Source organism: Streptomyces echinoruber (genome assembly GCF_014651135.1).
GTDB classification, from domain to species: domain Bacteria; phylum Actinomycetota; class Actinomycetes; order Streptomycetales; family Streptomycetaceae; genus Streptomyces; species Streptomyces echinoruber.
The window spans coordinates 147,411-165,273 of sequence record NZ_BMWH01000009.1; the positions used below are offsets into that span (position 1 = coordinate 147,411).

15 protein-coding genes and 1 CRISPR repeat array are annotated in these 17,863 nt (G+C 71.7%); of the genes, 11 read left to right on the top strand and 4 right to left on the bottom strand.

The window, feature by feature from the left end:
• Positions 1 to 161 precede the first annotated feature (161 nt).
• The 8 genes from cas3 to cas2e all read left to right on the top strand — a co-directional run bounded on the left by cas3 (position 162) and on the right by cas2e (position 9,648).
• Positions 162 to 3,011 carry a CRISPR-associated helicase Cas3' gene (cas3, locus tag IE225_RS13925; protein ID WP_190057784.1) on the top strand — a complete coding sequence of 950 codons (2,850 nt, stop codon included), beginning with the start codon at positions 162 to 164 and terminating at the stop codon, positions 3,009 to 3,011.
• Positions 3,012 to 3,327: 316 nt separating this feature from the next.
• Positions 3,328 to 5,007: a type I-E CRISPR-associated protein Cse1/CasA gene (casA, locus tag IE225_RS13930; protein WP_229879533.1), complete on the top strand. Its 1,680-nt coding sequence runs from the start codon at positions 3,328 to 3,330 to the stop codon at positions 5,005 to 5,007.
• An 86-nt stretch (positions 5,008 to 5,093) separates the two neighbouring features.
• The gene (gene casB / locus IE225_RS13935) at positions 5,094 to 5,753 is read left to right on the top strand and encodes a type I-E CRISPR-associated protein Cse2/CasB (protein WP_229879535.1); all 660 of its coding nucleotides are present in this window, start codon (positions 5,094 to 5,096) and stop codon (positions 5,751 to 5,753) included.
• Entirely contained in the window at positions 5,753 to 6,910 is a 1,158-nt protein-coding gene (gene cas7e, locus IE225_RS13940) for a type I-E CRISPR-associated protein Cas7/Cse4/CasC (protein ID WP_190057785.1), read from the top strand. The genes casB and cas7e overlap by 1 nt, the downstream gene beginning before the upstream one ends.
• Entirely contained in the window at positions 6,907 to 7,677 is a 771-nt protein-coding gene (cas5e, locus tag IE225_RS13945; protein ID WP_190057786.1) for a type I-E CRISPR-associated protein Cas5/CasD, read from the top strand. The genes cas7e and cas5e overlap by 4 nt, the downstream gene beginning before the upstream one ends.
• Complete coding sequence (gene cas6e / locus IE225_RS13950; RefSeq protein ID WP_190057787.1) at positions 7,674 to 8,324, top strand: type I-E CRISPR-associated protein Cas6/Cse3/CasE; 651 nt, start codon at positions 7,674 to 7,676, stop codon at positions 8,322 to 8,324. The genes cas5e and cas6e overlap by 4 nt, the downstream gene beginning before the upstream one ends.
• Positions 8,325 to 8,380: 56 nt before the next feature.
• On the top strand, positions 8,381 to 9,331 hold the full coding sequence (gene cas1e / locus IE225_RS13955) for a type I-E CRISPR-associated endonuclease Cas1e (RefSeq protein WP_190057828.1): 951 nt from the start codon (positions 8,381 to 8,383) through the stop codon (positions 9,329 to 9,331).
• Positions 9,331 to 9,648, top strand: a complete 318-nt coding sequence (cas2e, locus tag IE225_RS13960; protein ID WP_190057788.1) for a type I-E CRISPR-associated endoribonuclease Cas2e — start codon at positions 9,331 to 9,333, stop codon at positions 9,646 to 9,648. Before cas1e ends, cas2e begins: the two co-directional genes overlap by 1 nt.
• A 17-nt stretch (positions 9,649 to 9,665) precedes the next feature.
• Positions 9,666 to 10,915: a CRISPR direct-repeat array (repeat unit 29 nt; unit sequence GTCCTCCCCGCCGACGCGGGGGTGTTCCG).
• Between the two features lie 84 nt (positions 10,916 to 10,999).
• On the opposite strand, the gene IE225_RS13965 is transcribed toward cas2e, so the two are convergent.
• Together IE225_RS13965 and IE225_RS13970 are read right to left on the bottom strand one after the other, a co-directional pair.
• Complete coding sequence (locus IE225_RS13965; protein ID WP_190057789.1) at positions 11,000 to 11,257, bottom strand: hypothetical protein; 258 nt, start codon at positions 11,255 to 11,257, stop codon at positions 11,000 to 11,002.
• A 47-nt stretch (positions 11,258 to 11,304) separates the two neighbouring features.
• Positions 11,305 to 12,132 carry a rhomboid family intramembrane serine protease gene (locus tag IE225_RS13970; protein WP_190057790.1) on the bottom strand — a complete coding sequence of 276 codons (828 nt, stop codon included), beginning with the start codon at positions 12,130 to 12,132 and terminating at the stop codon, positions 11,305 to 11,307.
• Between the two features lie 142 nt (positions 12,133 to 12,274).
• Between IE225_RS13970 and IE225_RS13975 the strand changes: the two genes are divergently transcribed.
• Positions 12,275 to 12,598: a hypothetical protein gene (locus IE225_RS13975; RefSeq protein ID WP_190057791.1), complete on the top strand. Its 324-nt coding sequence runs from the start codon at positions 12,275 to 12,277 to the stop codon at positions 12,596 to 12,598.
• A 214-nt stretch (positions 12,599 to 12,812) separates the two neighbouring features.
• Here IE225_RS13975 and IE225_RS13980 read toward each other — a convergent pair whose 3' ends face one another.
• Together IE225_RS13980 and IE225_RS13985 are read right to left on the bottom strand one after the other, a co-directional pair.
• Entirely contained in the window at positions 12,813 to 14,213 is a 1,401-nt protein-coding gene (locus IE225_RS13980) for an FAD-dependent oxidoreductase (RefSeq protein WP_190057792.1), read from the bottom strand.
• A gap of 153 nt (positions 14,214 to 14,366) precedes the next feature.
• On the bottom strand, positions 14,367 to 15,347 hold the full coding sequence (locus IE225_RS13985; RefSeq protein ID WP_229879537.1) for a DUF4349 domain-containing protein: 981 nt from the start codon (positions 15,345 to 15,347) through the stop codon (positions 14,367 to 14,369).
• Between the two features lie 240 nt (positions 15,348 to 15,587).
• On the opposite strand from IE225_RS13985, the gene hemG reads away from it, so the two are divergent.
• Together hemG and hemQ are read left to right on the top strand one after the other, a co-directional pair.
• Positions 15,588 to 17,081 (top strand): protoporphyrinogen oxidase, encoded by a 1,494-nt coding sequence (gene hemG / locus IE225_RS13990; RefSeq protein WP_190057794.1) that lies wholly within the window; start codon positions 15,588 to 15,590, stop codon positions 17,079 to 17,081.
• 5 nt (positions 17,082 to 17,086) lie between these two features.
• Positions 17,087 to 17,818 carry a hydrogen peroxide-dependent heme synthase gene (hemQ, locus tag IE225_RS13995; protein WP_190057795.1) on the top strand — a complete coding sequence of 244 codons (732 nt, stop codon included), beginning with the start codon at positions 17,087 to 17,089 and terminating at the stop codon, positions 17,816 to 17,818.
• Positions 17,819 to 17,863 lie beyond the last annotated feature (45 nt).

The window sequence follows — 17,863 nt, forward strand, 5'->3', positions numbered from 1 at the left end:
TTTGCCGTTTCTTTGCCTGAGTGTCGGGCTCAAGGCGCGGTGGCGGGCAGATCACGTCAGCACTCTAGTTGTTCCCGCATGCCGGAGGCAGTGTCAGTGGCGTGTGCTTCGATCCGTGACGCACAGAGGTCGTGAACGGTGGGATCCAGAGGGGGGCGGTTATGTCGTCTGCGGTGGGGGAGGAGCCGGACGAGTCGGTCTGGGGAAAGGCGCGCGGGCTGGATCCGGAGCTTCCGCCGTACCCGCTGGTCAGACATCTCCTCGATGCGGCTGCCATGGCGTTGCATCTGTGGGACGTGTACCTGTCGGACAACCAGCGGCGGAGCATCGCGGACGGGTTGGGGCTCGCGGCCGAACCAGACAGAGCGCGTGCGGTGGTGGGGTTGTGCGCCGGGTTGCATGACATCGGTAAGCTCTCGGGCTTCCAGTTCTGCGCCCGGCACGGCAGCGAGCACCTTGGTGCGCCGCTTCGTGAGGACCGCGGCAAGATGGGGACGGAGCGATGCGGTCACGATGTAGCCGGTATGCGGGTGGCTGCGGACGTGCTGGCGGTCCTGGGTTTTGACGCCGACGGGGAGACCGTGGCTGCGGAGCGGGTCGCGGAGATCATCGGTGGTCACCATGGCCGGTTCTACCGCAATGAAGGCGGGAGCAACTCCGCGTTCCTGGGAGGGTCGGCCTGGGCGCGGCAGCGCGTCGCACACGCGTTCGCGGTGTATGACGTGCTGGGTTCTCCCCGAGCGCCTGAGTCGTTCAAGGCTCCGCAGGCTGCTCTGGTGACAGGGGTGGTCATTCTCGCGGACTGGCTGGTCAGCCAGGAGCGTTATCTGCGGCGTCGGCAGAAGGCTCTTGAACCTTCCTTGGCAGAGCACTTCGCCCGGTCCCTCGCGGACGCTGCGGACCTGTTGGTGGATGCCGGGCTGAGTCCGGTGCGGTTGCGGCGCAAGGATTTCGCCGAGGCGTATGGCATCAAGGGGCAGCCCAATGCGCTGCAGAGGTCGATCATGGAGGAGCTGCCGGCGGCCGTGGGCCGCGGGGGCAAGGGCGGCATCCTTCTGGTGACGGCTGCGCCGGGGGACGGGAAGAGTGAGACAGCGCTGGAGGCCGAGCGGGTGCTGTCCGGCGTATTCGGCACGCGGGGATTCGCTTTCCTCCTGCCGACCATGGCCACGAGTGACCAGATGTACGGGCGGATCGCGGACACGCTGCGGCGTCAGGCCGGCCAGGGCGCGAGCCTGACCCTCGTCCACAGCATGGCCTGGCTCAACAGTGCCTACGCCGATGAAGATTTGGGCGCGGGACAACGTGTTCTGACCTGTGACGGGGACGAGGACCTGGCGGGGCGGCAGCGGGCGGAGGCCGACATGCGTCCGCGGCAGTGGTTGCGGGGTTCCAAGCGCCCGTTGCTGGCGCAGTTCGCCGTCGGCACGGTGGACCAGGCGCTGATGTCGGTGCTGCCGGTGCGGCACAACGCTTTGCGGCTGCTGGCGCTGTCGGGCAAGACGTTCATTGTCGACGAGGCGCACGCCTACGACTCGTACATGCAGGTGCTGCTGGGTCGGCTGCTGAACTGGCTGGGTGCCTACGGTGTGCCCGTTGTCCTGTTGTCGGCCACTCTGCCCGCGTCGGTCAGTGATCGACTGATCAAGGAATATCTGCAGGGTGCCGGGCACCGGCGTGAGGTGCTGGGCGGGCGGACGTTTCCGGCACCGTACCCCGGCTGGCTGTACGTGGACGGCGCGAGCGCCCGTAGCACGCAGATGACCGAGACGCGACGGCGGGAGCAGGCCGGTGAGCGGCGCATGGGGCTTCGGCTCCACGTCGAGCCGGTCGTCCACGGCGCGGGAGGCGGGAAGCGCAACCGTTTCGCGATCGTCGAGCGGTTGGTGGAACCCGTGGCCACGGGCGAGGGCGGCAGCGCCCTGGTGGTGTGCAACACGGTGAGCGAAGCGCAGGAGACGTATCTGAGGCTCCGCGAGCGGTTCGACGACCGTTCCCACCAGCAGGGAGGGATCGTGCAGTTGCTGCACGCCCGTTTCCCCGGGGATGTGCGGGAGGCGCGTACGCGAGACGTCACAGGCGGCATGGGGCGAACAGGGCCGCGGCCGGCGCGTCGGATCGTAGTGGCGACACAGGTGGTGGAACAGTCCCTCGATCTGGACGCCGACCTCGTCATCAGCGATCTCGCACCGCTGGCCTTGCTGCTGCAGCGGGCCGGGCGATGCTGGCGGCACGAGAACTGGTGGGTCCGTCACGGCTATCCGGGCGGGCGCGGCCGTCCGAGCTGGGCGCGGGAACCGCGTCTTGTCGTGCTCGACCCGCTGTCCGAGGGCGGGGAGGTGCCGAAGCAGTGGGGCGAGGTCTATTCCGAGTTCCTGCTCGGCACGACCTCCGCAAAGCTGAGCGAGCTCGCCGACGGGCTGGTCTCGATCCCCGAAGACGTGCAGGAGCTGGTCGAGTCGGTCCACGGAACCGGCGTGGAGTCCTTCGACTGGGATGTTTTCGACAGCCGGCGCAAGACGGCCTGGACCGCGCATCAGGGCAAGGAACTGGCGGAGCGGGGCCAGGCCGGTCTGGTGGCGGTTTGCCGGGCGCGGAGTGTGCGTGGCCTGCACACCCTGCACAGCCTGCCGGGCGAGGAGGACGAGTGGGAGGTCGCCACGCGGCTCGGAGCGGAATCCGTGCGACTGCTGTGCGCATACGTCCAGACGGATGGGCGAAGAACCCTCGACCTGGCCGGTACCGAACGGCTCCCCGACCCCAGCGAGGGAGAGCCGGTTTCACCGGCTGCGGTACGGGCCGTGATGCGACGCACCGTCCCGGTACGCGCGAACTGGTTCGGGGCCGAGGACACGGAACTCATCAACCCGCCCAAGTCGTGGGCGGAGCATCCGATGCTGGGCGACGTCCGTGTTCTGTATCAGCCTGTGCAGGACGGCGCAGCCCGCGCCGTGATCGTCGGCGGCAGATCCCTGCACGTGGACGAGGACCTCGGGCTGGTGCGGCGATGAGAAGAAAGCGGCTCTGCCCGGCACCCCCGCTTCGGCGGGGATGAATCCTCATGGCGAAGCCGCCCACGCCCGTCCAGGGAAACACCCCCACTGCTGCGGGGAAGAGCACCCCTGGCAGTGTGCCAGAAGCCGGATGTGGTCATTCAGGCGGCGGTGGAAGCCTGGCGTCGCCATTTCCTCGTTCATTTCGCACTCCTTTTTATCCCTCCGACTTCGCCCTTCCAACTTCACGCGAATGTCTGCGGCGGGGTCCCCGTCTGTGCTTGGGTATTCCGCGTGGTTGCTCTCCACACCGTTGTCAGTGGTGGCTGCTTCAATGTCGGCCACGACGCATGAGGTGATCGGCCGGGGACCGTTCGCCCCACCCAGGTGTGGCGTTGAGCCGTGTGTGTACAGAGGGGGTTGTATGGCTGGGGGGTTCGATCTGCGGGACGAACCGTGGATTCCCGTACGTTTACTGACGGGCGAGTCGGTACGGCTGGGATTGCGGGGCTTGTTTCAGCAGGCCCACGAGATCGCGGACTTGGAGCTTCCGGTACCGCCGGCGGCGGCGGGTCTGCTGCGCATCCTGGCCGCGATGACCGCGAGAGTCGCCCGGGACGGCGGTGTCCGTCTCGGTGACACGGGCGTCGCGGAGGACATCGAGGACTGGCATGCGCTACGCCGGCGCATCCTGAAGCGCGGCCGGTTCGACCCGGAGGCGGTGAACGCCTACTTCGATGAGGAAGTCCCGGCGGGCCGCTTCGACCTCTTCGACGAGCAGCGGCCGTTCCTGCAGGATCCGCGACTGGTCGCGGAGTGCGTGGACCCGAAGGGCGCGCCCAACCCGTCCGGGGTGAACAAGCTGGTGTTCGGGCGGCCTACGGGCGTCAACGGCGCCGTACTGTTCGGGCACTTCACGGACACCGCGCCGGTTCCGGTACCGGCCGACGAGGCGGTGTGGCATCTGATCGCGCAGTTGTACTTCGGCCCGTCGGGCCAGTGCACACCGCGCCGGATCACTTCCCAGCGGACCGGAAGCGGAGATGCGGCGCCACTGCGGAAGTCCCTCTCCTATTTCGCCTGGGCGCCGGAGCTGTTCACCAGCCTGGTGCTGGCTGTTCCCGGCCCACAGGCGGAAGTGGACTGGGAGGCGCAGGACGCCTGCCCGTGGGAGGAGGAACTGAACGCGCCGCTGGACCCACTTCCCGCCATGACGTGGCCGGGCAGGATGCTGACGGGCCGGTTCCGTCACGCGGCACTGCTGGTTCCCTCGGACGACCGCCGGTCGGTGACCGACGCCTACCTCACGTGGGCGACGCACGAGCCCGCACCTCCGGTGCGTGATCCGTATCAGATCCTCGACCGCCGCAAGGACGGCGCGTTCCAGCCGCGGGAGGCGGACGGCACGCGGGCGCTGTGGCGGGATGTCGACTCGCTGCTGCTGAAGGACAGCGCGCAGGACGCGCAGCGGCCTCCCTGCCTGGAGGACCTGCCGAAGCACCTGCTGCCCCGGCTGCGGGTGCGGGCCTACGGGTTCGAGCAGGACGGCCAGCAGAAGGACAGCATCTGGTTCCAGGCGACGACTCCGCCGATCCTGCAGTGGCAGGAAGAAGCGGACGCGGAGATGGCGCACCACCTCAGCCGCTGTCACCGCGCTGCCGAGGACGCCGGCGCACGGCTCGACTTCGCCGCGAAAGTCGCCTGGCGGATCGCCACCGATGTGAACGCGGACACCTCACCGAAGGCGAAGATCAGGATCGACCAGCGCAAGCCCGGACCGTGGGCGTCGGCGGCGCTGGCCCGCTACTGGCCGTCCGCGGAGGTCGAGTTCTGGCGGCTGGCCGCACCGGAGCAGCTCACGGCCGACATCGAGCGGCCGTTCGTCGAGGCGGCGCTGGCCGCGCTGGATGAAGCGATCGGCCAGGTCAACCGTGCCGACATCCGAGTGGCGCGCGCCCGCAGCCGTGCCCGTTCCCTCCTCTTCGGGCTTTTGCCTTCTTCGCGGGCGGCCTGACCCGGTCCGCCGGCCTCCGCTTCATTCGATCATCTGCAGCTCACCCGTTTCCCGTCCCGCCCCTTCGCTTCCCTCTGGGATGTGCCATGCCCCAATCCACCTCGACGGCACCCGCGCCGTCGAAAAAACCCTCGCGGCCGTCCGACCGCTTCGTGGCGTACGTACACGATCTGTGCCAGTCCAAGAGGACCAGAGCCGAGCTGCGCCGAGGCCTCGCTCTGCCGGTCGAGCGGTGCAACTACCTGCACCGCTACCTCGTGCCGTGGGTGACCGGTGCGTACCCCGACGGGTTGCACGCCGACGCCAGACGGGCCCACTACGCGGTGGCCGCGCTCATCGCCGCCCGCCCCCGCACAGCCCGCGATGCCGACACCGCGGCGGGCTCCTCGCCGGGGGACACGGACACCGACTGGTACAAGCGCGCCAACCTCGGCGCCGCGCTCGGACAGGCCGTCAACAAAGGCGTCCTCAAGCCGGCCACCGCCGAGAGCACGCTGCACCTGATGTCGCGGCAGTCCGCCGACGCCATCCATCCGGGCCTGCCCGCCCTGACCCGGCAGCTGCTCACCGGCGGCGTCGCCGTGGACTGGGCGGTCCTTCTGGAGCACCTCTCCTGGTGGGACCGGGACCGAGACCGGATCGCCACCGCCTGGCTCGAGAGCTACTTCCGCATCACCAGTGCCGAGGCCGCACCCGACGACACCGACCGCCCCGAGACCTCCAACCCGCCCGAGGAGAACGAGTGATGACCCTTTACCTGGACCTGAGCGCCCTGCAGTCGGTGCCGGCCGCGAACCTCAACCGGGACGACCTGGGCTCCCCCAAGCAGGTGCGCTACGGCAACGCACCCCGCATCCGCGTCTCCAGCCAGTCCTGGAAGCGGGTCATCCGGCAGGGCGTCGAGCAGGACCTCGGCGAGAAGGCCGCACGCACCCGCATGGTGCCCGTCAAGGTGAAGCAGGCCCTGGAACGTGCCGGATGGCCGGCCGAGCTGGCGGAATTCGCCGGGGCGCAGGTCGCCGCCAGCGCCGGCAAGAAGGGCATCGGAACGGAGAAAGAGGGGCACACCTCGGTCCTGCTGTTCCTGCCCGAGGCCGCCATCGACGAGCTGGCCGCCGTGTGCACCGAGCACCGCGAAGCGCTGGAGAAGGGGCAGGGCAAGAAGAACCCCGGGCAGCTGCTGCCCCCGAACCGGATCGAGGAGATCCTCAAGCGGCGCACCGCTTCCATCAGTCTGCTCGGACGCATGCTGGCGGAACTGCCTGACGCCAACGTCGACGGTGCCGCCCAGGTCGCGCACGCCTTCACCACCCACACCGCCGAGCCGCAGCGCGACTACTTCACCGCCGTCGACGACTGGCTGGGCGAGGCCGAAACGGGAAGCGGCCACCTGGACACCGCCGAGTTCAGCGCCGGCGTCTTCTACCGCTACGCCACCGTCAACGTCACCGACCTGGTGAAGAACCTGGAAGGCGACGTCAAGGCCGCTCGCACCGTCCTGGGCTCCTTCGCCGAGCACTTCCTCTACTCGCTGCCCCAGGCCAAGCGGAACAGCACCGCCCCCCACACCCTGCCCGACCTCGCCTACCTCGCCGTACGCGACCACCGCCCCCTCTCCCTGGCCGCCGCCTTCGAAACCCCGGTCTCCGCCGACCGGCTCGGGGGCTACTCCAAGAACTCCCGCCTGGCCCTGGCGTCGTACGCGCACGAGATCAACCGGCTCACCGGCGACCGCAACCGGCGCTTCCACGGCCACGCCACCATCGCCCCCGACGAGCAGCTCACCGGTCTGGGCACCGTCCACAGCTCCTTCGACCAGCTCGTCGAGGCAGCCGTGGAAGCCGCCCTGCCGCAGTCCGGAGAGCAGGAAGCCGCCCTGCCGCAGTCCGGAGAGCAGCAGTGAGCGGACTTGTGCTGCGCCTGGCCGGCCCCCTGCAGTCCTGGGGGGAGCGCTCCGCGTTCACCGCCGTACGGGACACCGCGCCGTTTCCCACCCGGTCCGCCCTCGTCGGCCTGTTCGCCGCGGCCGAGGGGATCGGCCGCGGCGACGGCGGACTGGACCGCTACGACAGCCTGCGGATCACCGTGCGCGTCGACCGCCCAGGAGTCCGGGTCATCGACTACCACACCGTCGGTGGCGGACTGCCCAAGGCGCGCACCGCCGCGACCAGCGGCGGCAGCAACAAGGGGGCCGCCGTGATCACCCGGCGCCACTACCTGTCCGACGCGGTCTTCGTCGTCGCGGTCCGCGGACCGGAGGAGACCACCGCCCGCATCGCCGCCGCACTGCGCCGACCGTACTGGGCCCCGTACCTGGGGCGCCGCTCCTGCGTGCCCGACGAGCCGTTCCTCCTGCGCAGTCATGTCCAGGACCCCGAGGAGGAATTGCTCACCCGCGTCCCCCTCAGCTGCAGCACGCCTTCCGACCGCGGTGACGACACCATCGCCGTGGAATTCCTGCGCGAGCAACCGCCCTCCGCAACGGCCGCCCCGCCGGCCGACACCATCGACGTCAACGACGTCCCGGTCAGCTTCGCCCAGCAGGGACGCGGCCACGGCATGCGCCGCCTGTACCGGACCGTGGAGCGGCTGCCCCGGGCCCTGGCCGGCCCCCAGCACACCCTGCTGCGGCGACTGATCGACTACGCCCAGACCGAGGAAAGCGCATGAACGACCACCCGGTGATCGCACGCATCCGCCTCAACCCGCACAGCCGCGACGTCCACCGCGACCTGCGAGACGCCACCCAGATGCACCGAACCGTCATGCGCATGGTCCCCGAGGGCCTCGGCGAGTCGCCGCGCCGCCGAGCCGGGCTGCTGTACCGCCTGGACGAGACCGACACCTCCAGCACACTCCTCGTCCAGGCCACCCGCCTCGACCCGACACTGCTGCCCGCCGGATACGGCCACGCCGAGGTCAAGAGCCTCGCCCCTCTGTTCTCGTCCCTGCGCAAGGGACTCGCCGTCCGCTACCGCATCGTCGTCAACCCCGTCAAACGCGAACGCCTGCCACTGGAGCAGAAGAACAAGCGCGGCAAAATCATCCCCCTCTCCGGTGCGGACGCCGACCAGTGGTGGCTGCGCCGCGCCGCCGACGCCGGCCTCCAGCTCCACGTCCTGACCCCCACCCACCTGAACGCCGTCCGGCCCCGGGGCAAGCAGGCCACACCCATGAGGCACAGCCTCCTGCGCTACGACGGCACCGCCACCGTCACCGACCCCGACGCCCTCGCCGACGCCGTCCTGACCGGAATCGGCCGCGGCAAGCCCTACGGCGCCGGCCTGCTCAGCCTCGCCCCGGCAGCCGCGGCGTGAGCGCGCCGACAAAGGGCGGCGACGCGCGCAGACGCCTCGCCGCCCCCACGCTGGCCATGCTTCCCCGCGTTGCCGACTCCCTGTCGTTCCTCTACCTCGACATGGTCCGCGTCGTCCAGGACGACACCGGCGTCTGCGCGCAGATCCAGGTCACCGACAACCGGACGGACCTCGTCTACATCCCCACCGCAGCACTGTCCTGCCTGCTTCTCGGCCCGGGCGTGTCCATCACCACCCCGGCTCTGGCCACCCTCGCCCGCCACGGCACCAGCGTGGTGTGTGTCGGAGCAGGCGGCGTACGCGCCTACGCGGGCATCCTGCCCGACTCCCTCACCACCCACTGGCTCGAGCAGCAGGTCGCGGCATGGGCCGATCCCGTCCGGCGCCTCGGCGTCGCCACTCGGATGTACGAGATGCGCTTCGGCGACGCCGAGCTTCCCGAAACCGTCACCTTGGACCAACTGCGCGGGATGGAAGGCCAGCGCATGAAGAGCCTGTACAAGATCCTGGCCCAGCAGCACGGCATCGGCCGCTTCCGCCGCAATTACCACCCCGACCAGTGGCATACACAGGACCCCGTCAACCTCGCCCTGTCCGCAGCGAACACCTGCCTGTACGGCATCGTCCACGCGGCCCTGCTCGCTCTGGGACTCTCTCCCGCTCTTGGCTTCGTCCACGCCGGAACGCAGCACGCCTTCGTCTACGACATCGCCGATCTCTACAAGGCCGAGACCACACTGCCTCTCGCCTTCGCCCTGCACCAGTCGGCCAACCCCGAGCAGGAAGCCCGCCGCCGCTTCCGCGAAGACCTCCGACTCCTGCGTCTGCTGCCCCGCATCGTCGGAGACGTCCAAACCCTCCTGACACCCAAGCGGACGGACACCTCCACCACTCCTGCCGACGCGGAGGAACGCTCCGAGCGACGCGACGTGGACATGGTCCACCTGTGGGATCCCAAGGCAGGCGTCCTGCCGGCCGGAGTCAACTACGCATCGGGTGGTACGTGATGCCGACCATGGTGGTGATCGCCACGACAGCCGTGCCCGATCACCTGCGCGGTGCCCTGAGCCGCTGGACCAGCGAAGTCGTGCCCGGAATCTTCGTGGGCGCCGTATCGGCCCGCGTACGCGACCAACTCTGGCAAGCCGTCACCGAAACCGTCGGCAACGGTGCCGCCGTCCTCGTCCACCCCGCTCCGACAGAACAGGGCTATGCCATCCGTACCGCAGGCACTCGCCGCCGCGTCCCCATCGACTTCGACGGCCTCACCCTCATCCGCATGACAGCCGCCCCCAAAGTAAACAAAGAGCAAAGTCCTTCTTAAAGTGCAGGTCGCGAAGGGTCCTCCCCGCCGACGCGGGGGTGTTCCGGTGCTGTCGCGGTGCGGGTCGGCCGGGTCGTTGTCCTCCCCGCCGACGCGGGGGTGTTCCGCCGGCCTGCCGGAGGGCGCTCACCACGCTGTCGTCCTCCCCGCCGACGCGGGGGTGTTCCGAAGTGCACGTGCCCGTCTCTGATCGCGGAGCGGTCCTCCCCGCCGACGCGGGGGTGTTCCGCGGGAGGCGGTGTGCTACCAGCGTCGAGAGGAGTCCTCCCCGCCGACGCGGGGGTGTTCCGATCACCGTCAACACCTCGTCTCAGGTGTACTCGTCCTCCCCGCCGACGCGGGGGTGTTCCATAGAGGAGCCCCTCCGGCGCGTGGGGGTGGGAGTCCTCCCCGCCGACGCGGGGGTGTTCCGCGATGTGAGCACTGCTGCTTGTCCCCGATTTCGTCCTCCCCGCCGACGCGGGGGTGTTCCGTCCGGGTCGATAGTGGCGATGTAGTGCTGGCGGTCCTCCCCGCCGACGCGGGGGTGTTCCGTCGCCGCCCTCGTCTAGCGGGACGCTGAAGCTGTCCTCCCCGCCGACGCGGGGGTGTTCCGACGTGGTGGAACTGGGCGACCGCGCCCTCATAGTCCTCCCCGCCGACGCGGGGGTGTTCCGTTCTCTGGGTCCAGCTCCGCCGCCCTCGACCGGTCCTCCCCGCCGACGCGGGGGTGTTCCGATCGATCCGGACTGGAACCCGGCGTGGCCGGCGTCCTCCCCGCCGACGCGGGGGTGTTCCGCAGGCCAAGTGGTTGCCGATGCGGGGGTTGTAGTCCTCCCCGCCGACGCGGGGGTGTTCCGTCGGTACGGCGACTCTAAATAGGCGTTAGGCCGTCCTCCCCGCCGACGCGGGGGTGTTCCGAACACCTCGAGGTCCATGCCGCGGCAGGCGGCGTCCTCCCCGCCGACGCGGGGGGTGTTCCGCCCTGCGCCTGCTGCTCCAGTCCCGTGCCCCAGTCCTCCCCGCCGACGCGGGGGTGTTCCGCCGCACCGTGCCCGCCAAGACCGGCGCCCGCTGTCCTCCCCGCCGACGCGGGGGTGTTCCGTCCAGCCCCTGACGGTGCAACGCGTCCACCGCGTCCTCCCCGCCGACGCGGGGGTGTTCCGACCTACCAGGCCCTCAAGGACAAGGGCCTGCCGTCCTCCCCGCCGACGCAGGGGTGTTCCGGGGACGAGGGCGGCCCAGGAGCGCTTCTCCTTGTCCTCCCCGCCGACGCGGGGGTGTTCCGTCGGCCTTTCCATGGGCAGGTCGTAGACATCGTGTCCGGCTTTGAGATCTCCGAGTTCCCAGGTGACGTCGGTAAGGGAGCAGGTCAGGTGGGTGGGGCGTCGTTCCACGCGTGCTGGCGGGTGATGGTGCTGGTGGTGTCGATGCTGGCGCCTTGGCCGAGGGCGGGCAGGTGCGCGCCGTCGGGGCGTTGGGCGGTGGGCGGGGTGCGGAGGGCGCGACTGTGGTGGTCGGCGCTGGTGCCGGTGGCCGGCTCGATGGGGGCGAGTTCGTAGGTGATGCGGCGCAGGCGTGGCTTGAGGCTCTTGTCGGTGTTCTCGGGCAGCTTCCATGCGAAGTGCACGCGGGTTGGGATTCGCCGTCGTCGTCGTCATTCGCCTCCGGTGTTCGTCACCATCCCGACCAGCCCGGTCGTGCGCGTCGGCCGAAGATCAGGCCGCGGGGTTCGGGCGGTGGTGTGGTGCCGGGGCGCAGGGGCAGGGCGAGGAGCATGCCGGCGAGGAAGCCGATGACGTGGGCGGCGTAGGCCACCGTGCCGGCCTGGGAGACGCCCTGACCGGAGGAGTACACCGCCTGCAGCACGAACCAGAAGCCCAGCACGATCCAGGCCGGCAGGCGCAGCGGCAGGAAGATCAGGAAGGGGACGAGGACCCAGACGCGGGCCCTCGGGTACAGCACCAGGTAGGCGCCCAGCACTCCGGCGATCGCGCCGGAGGCGCCGATCAGGGGGTCGGACGAGTCGGCGTTGAGCAGCGCGAAGCCGTACCCGGCCGCGTACCCGCACACGACGTAGAAGAGGAAGAACCGCACGTGCCCCATGCGGTCCTCGATGTTGTTGCCGAAGATCCACAGGAAGAGCATGTTGCCCAGCAGGTGCAGCCAGCTGCCGTGCACGAACATCGCCGTGAACACCGACAGCTCGGGCGACTTGTCGTAGCCGGGCGGGGCGACGATGCAGCCCGGGCCGTGCGTGCCGACACCGATGCCGCCGGTGGGCACCACCCGCGGCATCTGGTGGTGGATCAGCTCCCGCGGCACCGCCGCGTAGTGCTCCAGGAACGCCTGCAGGTGGCACAGCTGCGACAGGCTGCTCTCGCCGGCCACGGAACCGGCGACCCCGGGCGTGGCCAGAAACACGAGGACGTTCGCGGCGATCAGGGCGTACGTCACCCAGGGGGTGCGCCGCACCGGGTTCACATCATGGACGGGAATGACCACGTGGAAGTAGTGCCCCGGATGCGGCCGGTTTATCGGCCGCCGGGCGAACCGGTGAACACGCGGGTCGTCGGTTGCGTATGTCTCGTCAACCGCCCGCGGCACGGGGAAGGCGTGCCGCGGGGATCGACGTGAGGATCAGGCGATGAACGACCGAGTTACTCCTCCGGCAGTCTCCGCGATGCACGCCCTGCCCGACGGCGAGGCGGAGCTCTCCCTGGTGGTGCGGCTCCCCTGGGAGGACGTCGCCCGGCTCGGCCAGGAGGCCGGGCGGCTGGCCCAGCAGATGCAGCGCCCGGTCACGCTCGACGAGGCGGTGAGCCACCGGCTGCGCTCCGCCCGGGCCACGGCCGCGCACGCCAGGCCGGCGGGGGAGCAGCCGGTCGCCACCGGCGGGGGGTCGGCCGGCGGGGGATCGGTCGGCGGGGGATCGGTCGCCTCGCTGCCGCGGATCAGCGGCAGCGCGTGAATCCGGTGCTGTGCGGCAGCATGTGAGTTTGGTGCTGCGCGGCGGGTGTGCGTGCGGTGCTGCGCGGCAGCGCGTGAACCCGGCGCTGCACGGCCGCATGTGAATCCGACGCTGCGCGGCAGCGCGTGAACCCGGCGCTGCGCGGCCGCGTGTGAGTTTGGTGCTGCGCGGCGGGTGTGCGTGCGGTGCTGCGCGGCAGCGCGTGAACCCGGTGCTACGACGTGTTCTCCCGGACCTTCGACGCAGCCTTCCTGGCGGCCACCAGGACCGGGTCCCACACCGGTGAGAACGGAGGGGCGTAGCCCAGGTCCAGGAACGTCATCTGTTCCACCGTCAGACCGGCCGTGAGGGCGACCGCGGCGATGTCGACGCGCTTCCCCGCGCCCTCACGGCCGACGATCTGCACCCCGAGGAGACGGCCGGTGCGGTGCTCGGCGAGCATCTTGACGGTCATGGGGGAGGCACCGGGGTAGTAGCCGGCGCGGCTGGTCGACTCCACGACGACCGTCTCGTGGCGCAGCCCGGCGCGCCGCGCGTCCTTCTCGCGCAGCCCGGTGCGGGCGATCTCCAGGTCGCACACCTTGCTGACCGCGGTGCCGACCACGCCGGGGAAGGTGGCGTAGCCGCCGCCCGCGTTGGTGCCGATGATCTGCCCGTGCTTGTTGGCGTGCGTGCCGAGCGGGACGTGCCGGTACTGCCCGGAGACCAGGTCGAGGACCTCCACGCAGTCGCCGCCGGCCCAGATGTTCTCGTGCCCGCGCACCCGCATCGCCCGGTCCGTCAGCAGCCCCCCGTGCTCCCCGAGCGGCAGCCCCGCCGCCTGCGCGAGCGTCGTCTCGGGCCGTACGCCGATGCCCAGCACCACCACGTCCGCCGGGAACTCGGCGTCCCGCACGGCCACCGCGCGCACCCGCCCGTCCTCCCCGGTGAGGACCTCGGTGACCTCGGTGTCGTTGACCATGGTGATGCCGAGTCCCTCCATGGCCCTGCGCACCAGGCGGCCCATGTCGGCGTCGAGGGTGGCCATCGGCTCCCGGCCGCGGTTGACGACGGTCACCCGGTAGCCGCGGTTGATGAGCGCCTCGGCCATCTCCACGCCGATGTAGCCGGCGCCGACCACCACGGCGCGCCGCCCGGGTGTGCGGGCGAGGGTGTCGAGGAGCTCCTGGCCGTCGTCGAGGGTCTGCACCCCGTGCACCCCGGGCGCGTCGATGCCCGGCAGGGCGGGCCGGACCGGCCGCGCCCCGGTCGCGATCACGAGCTTGTCGTACGACGTCCACGTCTCCGTCCCGGAGTCGAGCTCCCGCGCCCGCACCCGCCCGCGCGCCACGTCGATCTCCGTGACCTCGGTGCGCAGCCGCAGGTCGATGCCCCGCGCGCGGTGCTCCTCGGGTGTGCGGGCGACCAGGGCGTCCCGGTCGGGGACCTGGCCGCCGACCCAGTAGGGGATGCCGCAGGCGGAGAACGAGGTGAACCGGCCGCGTTCGAACGCCACGATCTCCAGCTCGTCCGGCCCCCGCAGCCGGCGCGCCTGCGAGGCCGCGGACATGCCGGCGGCGTCCGCGCCGATCACGACCAGTCGTTCCCGTCCCCGGCGTGCACGGCTCATGTTCATGCCGACACGGTACGGGGAGGGCCGGGGCGGGGGAACGACGGGAGGCCCGGCCCGCTCCCGTCCGGTGTGCGACTCGCCCCGGGCGGGACCGGGCGAGACCAAGCGGGAGCGGACGGGAGCGGACGGGACTGGACGGGGACTGGACGGGAGACGTCAGTTCCGCTCGCCGCTCTCCTCCGCGCGCACCGGCCGGGCCGCCGGCAGCGGCCCCGGCACGGCGGCGGGCGTGGCGGGCGCGGCGGGCGCCGGGCGGCGCGGCAGGCGGGGCCGGACGACGCGCACCCACAGCGCGGCGAGCAGCGCGGCCAGGGCGGCGAACGGCAGTACCGCGCCCAGGACCAGCGCGATCCAGCGCAGCATCGTCAGGAACGCGTGCCAGCCGCCGGCGAGGGCGTCGGCGAAGCTGGGCTCGTCGTCGCCGGAGGAACGGGCACCGGGGGTCTCGGAGAGCGACAGGGTGATGGTGGCGAGGCTGGTGCGGTCCTTCAGCGAGGCCTGCTGGGCCAGCAGGGACTCCAGGTCGGCCTCGCGGCGGCTGAGCTCGCCCTCCAGCTCCACCACGTCACCGATCTTCGTCGCCCGGTCCATCAGGGCCCGCACGCGCGCGACGCTGGCCCGCTGGGACTTGATGCGGCTGTCCACGTCGACGACCTGGTCGGTGACGTCCTGCGCCTTCGCGGTGCGCTCGATCAGCTTGCCGGAACCCGCCAGGCCGGTGAGGACGGCGTCGTACCGCTCGGTGGGCACGCGCAGCACCAGTTCGGTGCGCTCGTGTCCCTCCTCGTCCCGGGTGGTGGTCTCGTTGCCGACGTAGCCGCCCGCGTCCTCGGCGGCGGCCCGGGCCGCGCGCAGGGCCTTCGGCACGTCCTCGACCTGCACGGTGAGCGAGGCGGTCCGGATGATCCGGTCGGCGGTGGGCCGCGCCGCCGCGGCCTGCCGGCCGCCGGCCGAGGCGGAGCCGTCGGCGGCACCGCGCCCGCTCGCGTCGCGGGCGGCGGCCTTGTCGCCGGCGGAACTGCCCGAACCGGTGTCGTCCGCGCCGCTGCAGCCGGCCAGTGCGAGGGTGGCGGCGAGCAGCAGCCCGGCCGCGGCCCGGACGTGCCGGCGCGCGGAACGACGGACGGAACGGTGCACGGAATGGGGCACGGAACGGTGCACGGAGCGATGGACGAGACGACGGACGGAACGGTGTGCGGAACATCGGGCGCGCATGCGGGTCTCCCCCGAGGGTCGTGATCGGGCACGTTCCCTCCTTCGACGCGCGGGCCGGACCGGACGTTGGGCGCGGACGGTTCCGATGCGGTCACGACCGGGACTCGGTGGGGCCACAGGGCCCTGGCGTGGGCGCCGAGGGCGTCTGAGAAGGTGGGAGCCATGAGCGCATCGCACCCGGACACGGGCCACGTCGTCGTCATCGGAGCCGGCATCGCGGGGCTGGCCGCCGCGCACCGGCTGCTGGGGCGCGGCGCCCGCGTGACCGTGCTGGAGGCCGCCGACCGCGTCGGCGGCAAGCTGCTGCCCGGCGAGATCGCGGGCGTGCGCGTCGACCTGGGCGCCGAGTCGATGCTGGCCCGCCGCCCCGAGGCGGTCGCCCTCGCGCACGAGACGGGCCTCGCCGGCCGGCTCCAGCCGCCCGCCACCACCAGCGCCTCGCTCTGGACCCGCGGCGTCCTGCGCCCTCTGCCCAAGGGGCACGTCATGGGCGTGCCCGGCACCGCCTCGGCCCTGGCCGGCGTCCTGTCGCAGGAGGGCCTGGCCCGCATCGAGCGCGACGCCGACCTGCCGCCCACGCCGATCGGCGACGACGTGGCGGTGGGCGAGTACGTCGCGGCCAGACTGGGCCGCGAGGTCGTCGACCGCCTGGTGGAGCCGCTGCTGGGCGGGGTGTACGCGGGCGACGCGTACCGCATCTCCCTGCGCTCGGCCGTCCCCCAGCTGTTCGCCGCCGCCCGCACGCACGCGTCGCTGACGGAGGCGGTGCGCGAGATCCAGGCGAAGGCCGCCGCGGGCCCGCAGACCGGGCCGGTGTTCCTGGGCATCGAGGGCGGCGTGGGCACCCTGCCGCTCGCCGTGGCCGACGCGGTGCGCGCCCGCGGCGGCGAGATCCGCACCGGCACCCCGGCCACCGCGCTGCGCCGGGAGGCGCACGGCTGGCGGGTCACCGCGGGCGGGGAGAGCCTGCGCGCCGACGCGGTCGTCGTCGCCGTACCCGCCCCGGCCGCCGCCGCCCTGCTGCGTGCCGAGGCGCCCGCCGCCGCGGCCGAGCTGGCCGCCGTCGAGTACGCCTCCATGGCCCTGGTCACCCTCGCCTACCGCCGCGCCGACGTCCGCCTGCCCGACGGCAGCGGCTTCCTGGTGCCGCCGGTCGACGGGCGCGCCGTCAAGGCATCCACCTTCGCCTCCCAGAAGTGGCGCTGGATCGCCGAGGACGATCCGGAGGTGGTGGTGCTGCGCACCTCCCTGGGGCGCTACGGCGAGACGGAGATCCTCGACCGCGACGACGCCGACCTCGTCGACGTCTCCCGCCACGACCTGCGCGAGGCCGCCGGCCTGGACGCCGAGCCCGTCCAGACCCGGGTCACCCGCTGGCAGGACGGCCTGCCCCAGTACCCGGTCGGCCACCACGCGCGCGTGGCCCGCGTCCGCGAGCACGTCGCCAAGCTGCCCGGCCTCGCCGTGTGCGGCGCGGTGTACGACGGCGTGGGCATCCCGGCGTGCATCGCCAGCGCCCACGCCGCGGTGGACCGGATCGCCGGCGACCTGCCCCGGGCGGCCGGACCGAGCGACCGCCCGGGGCAGGGCCCGGTCCATCCGGGGCAGGGCCCGGTCCACCCGGTGCAGAGCCCGCACGCAGAAGCAGGAGAATGAATTCCATGAGTGACGACGCCCCCACCACCGAGCCCGGCAGGATCCCCAACAAGGGCAAGCTGGCCAAGGACCTCAACGAGGTCATCCGCTACACGCTCTGGTCCGTCTTCAAGCTGAAGGACGTGCTGCCGGAAGACCGCGCGGGCTACGCCGACGAGGTCCAGGAGCTGTTCGACCAGCTCGCCGCCAAGGACGTCACCGTGCGCGGCACCTACGACATCTCCGGCATGCGCGCCGACGCCGACCTGATGATCTGGTGGCACGCCGAGACCAGCGACCAGCTGCAGGAGGCGTACAACCTCTTCCGGCGCACCAGGCTGGGCCGGGCGCTCACCCCGGTGTGGTCCAACATGGCGCTGCACCGGCCCGCCGAGTTCAACCGCTCGCACATCCCGGCGTTCCTCGCCGACGAGACGCCGCGCGCGTACGTCAGCGTCTACCCCTTCGTGCGCTCCTACGACTGGTACCTGCTGCCCGACGAGGAGCGCCGCAGCCTGCTCGCCGAGCACGGCCGGATGGCCCGCGGCTTCCCCGACGTGCGCGCCAACACCGTCGCCTCCTTCTCCCTCGGCGACTACGAGTGGATCCTCGCCTTCGAGGCCGACGAACTGCACCGCATCGTCGACCTCATGCGCCACCTGCGCGGCTCGGAGGCCCGCCGGCACGTGCGTGAGGAGATCCCCTTCTTCACCGGCCGCCGCAAGTCGGTGGCGGAGCTGGTGGCCGGGCTGGCCTGACGGCCGCCGCGGCAAACGGCCCGGCCCCGGTTCCGGCCGGCGCGG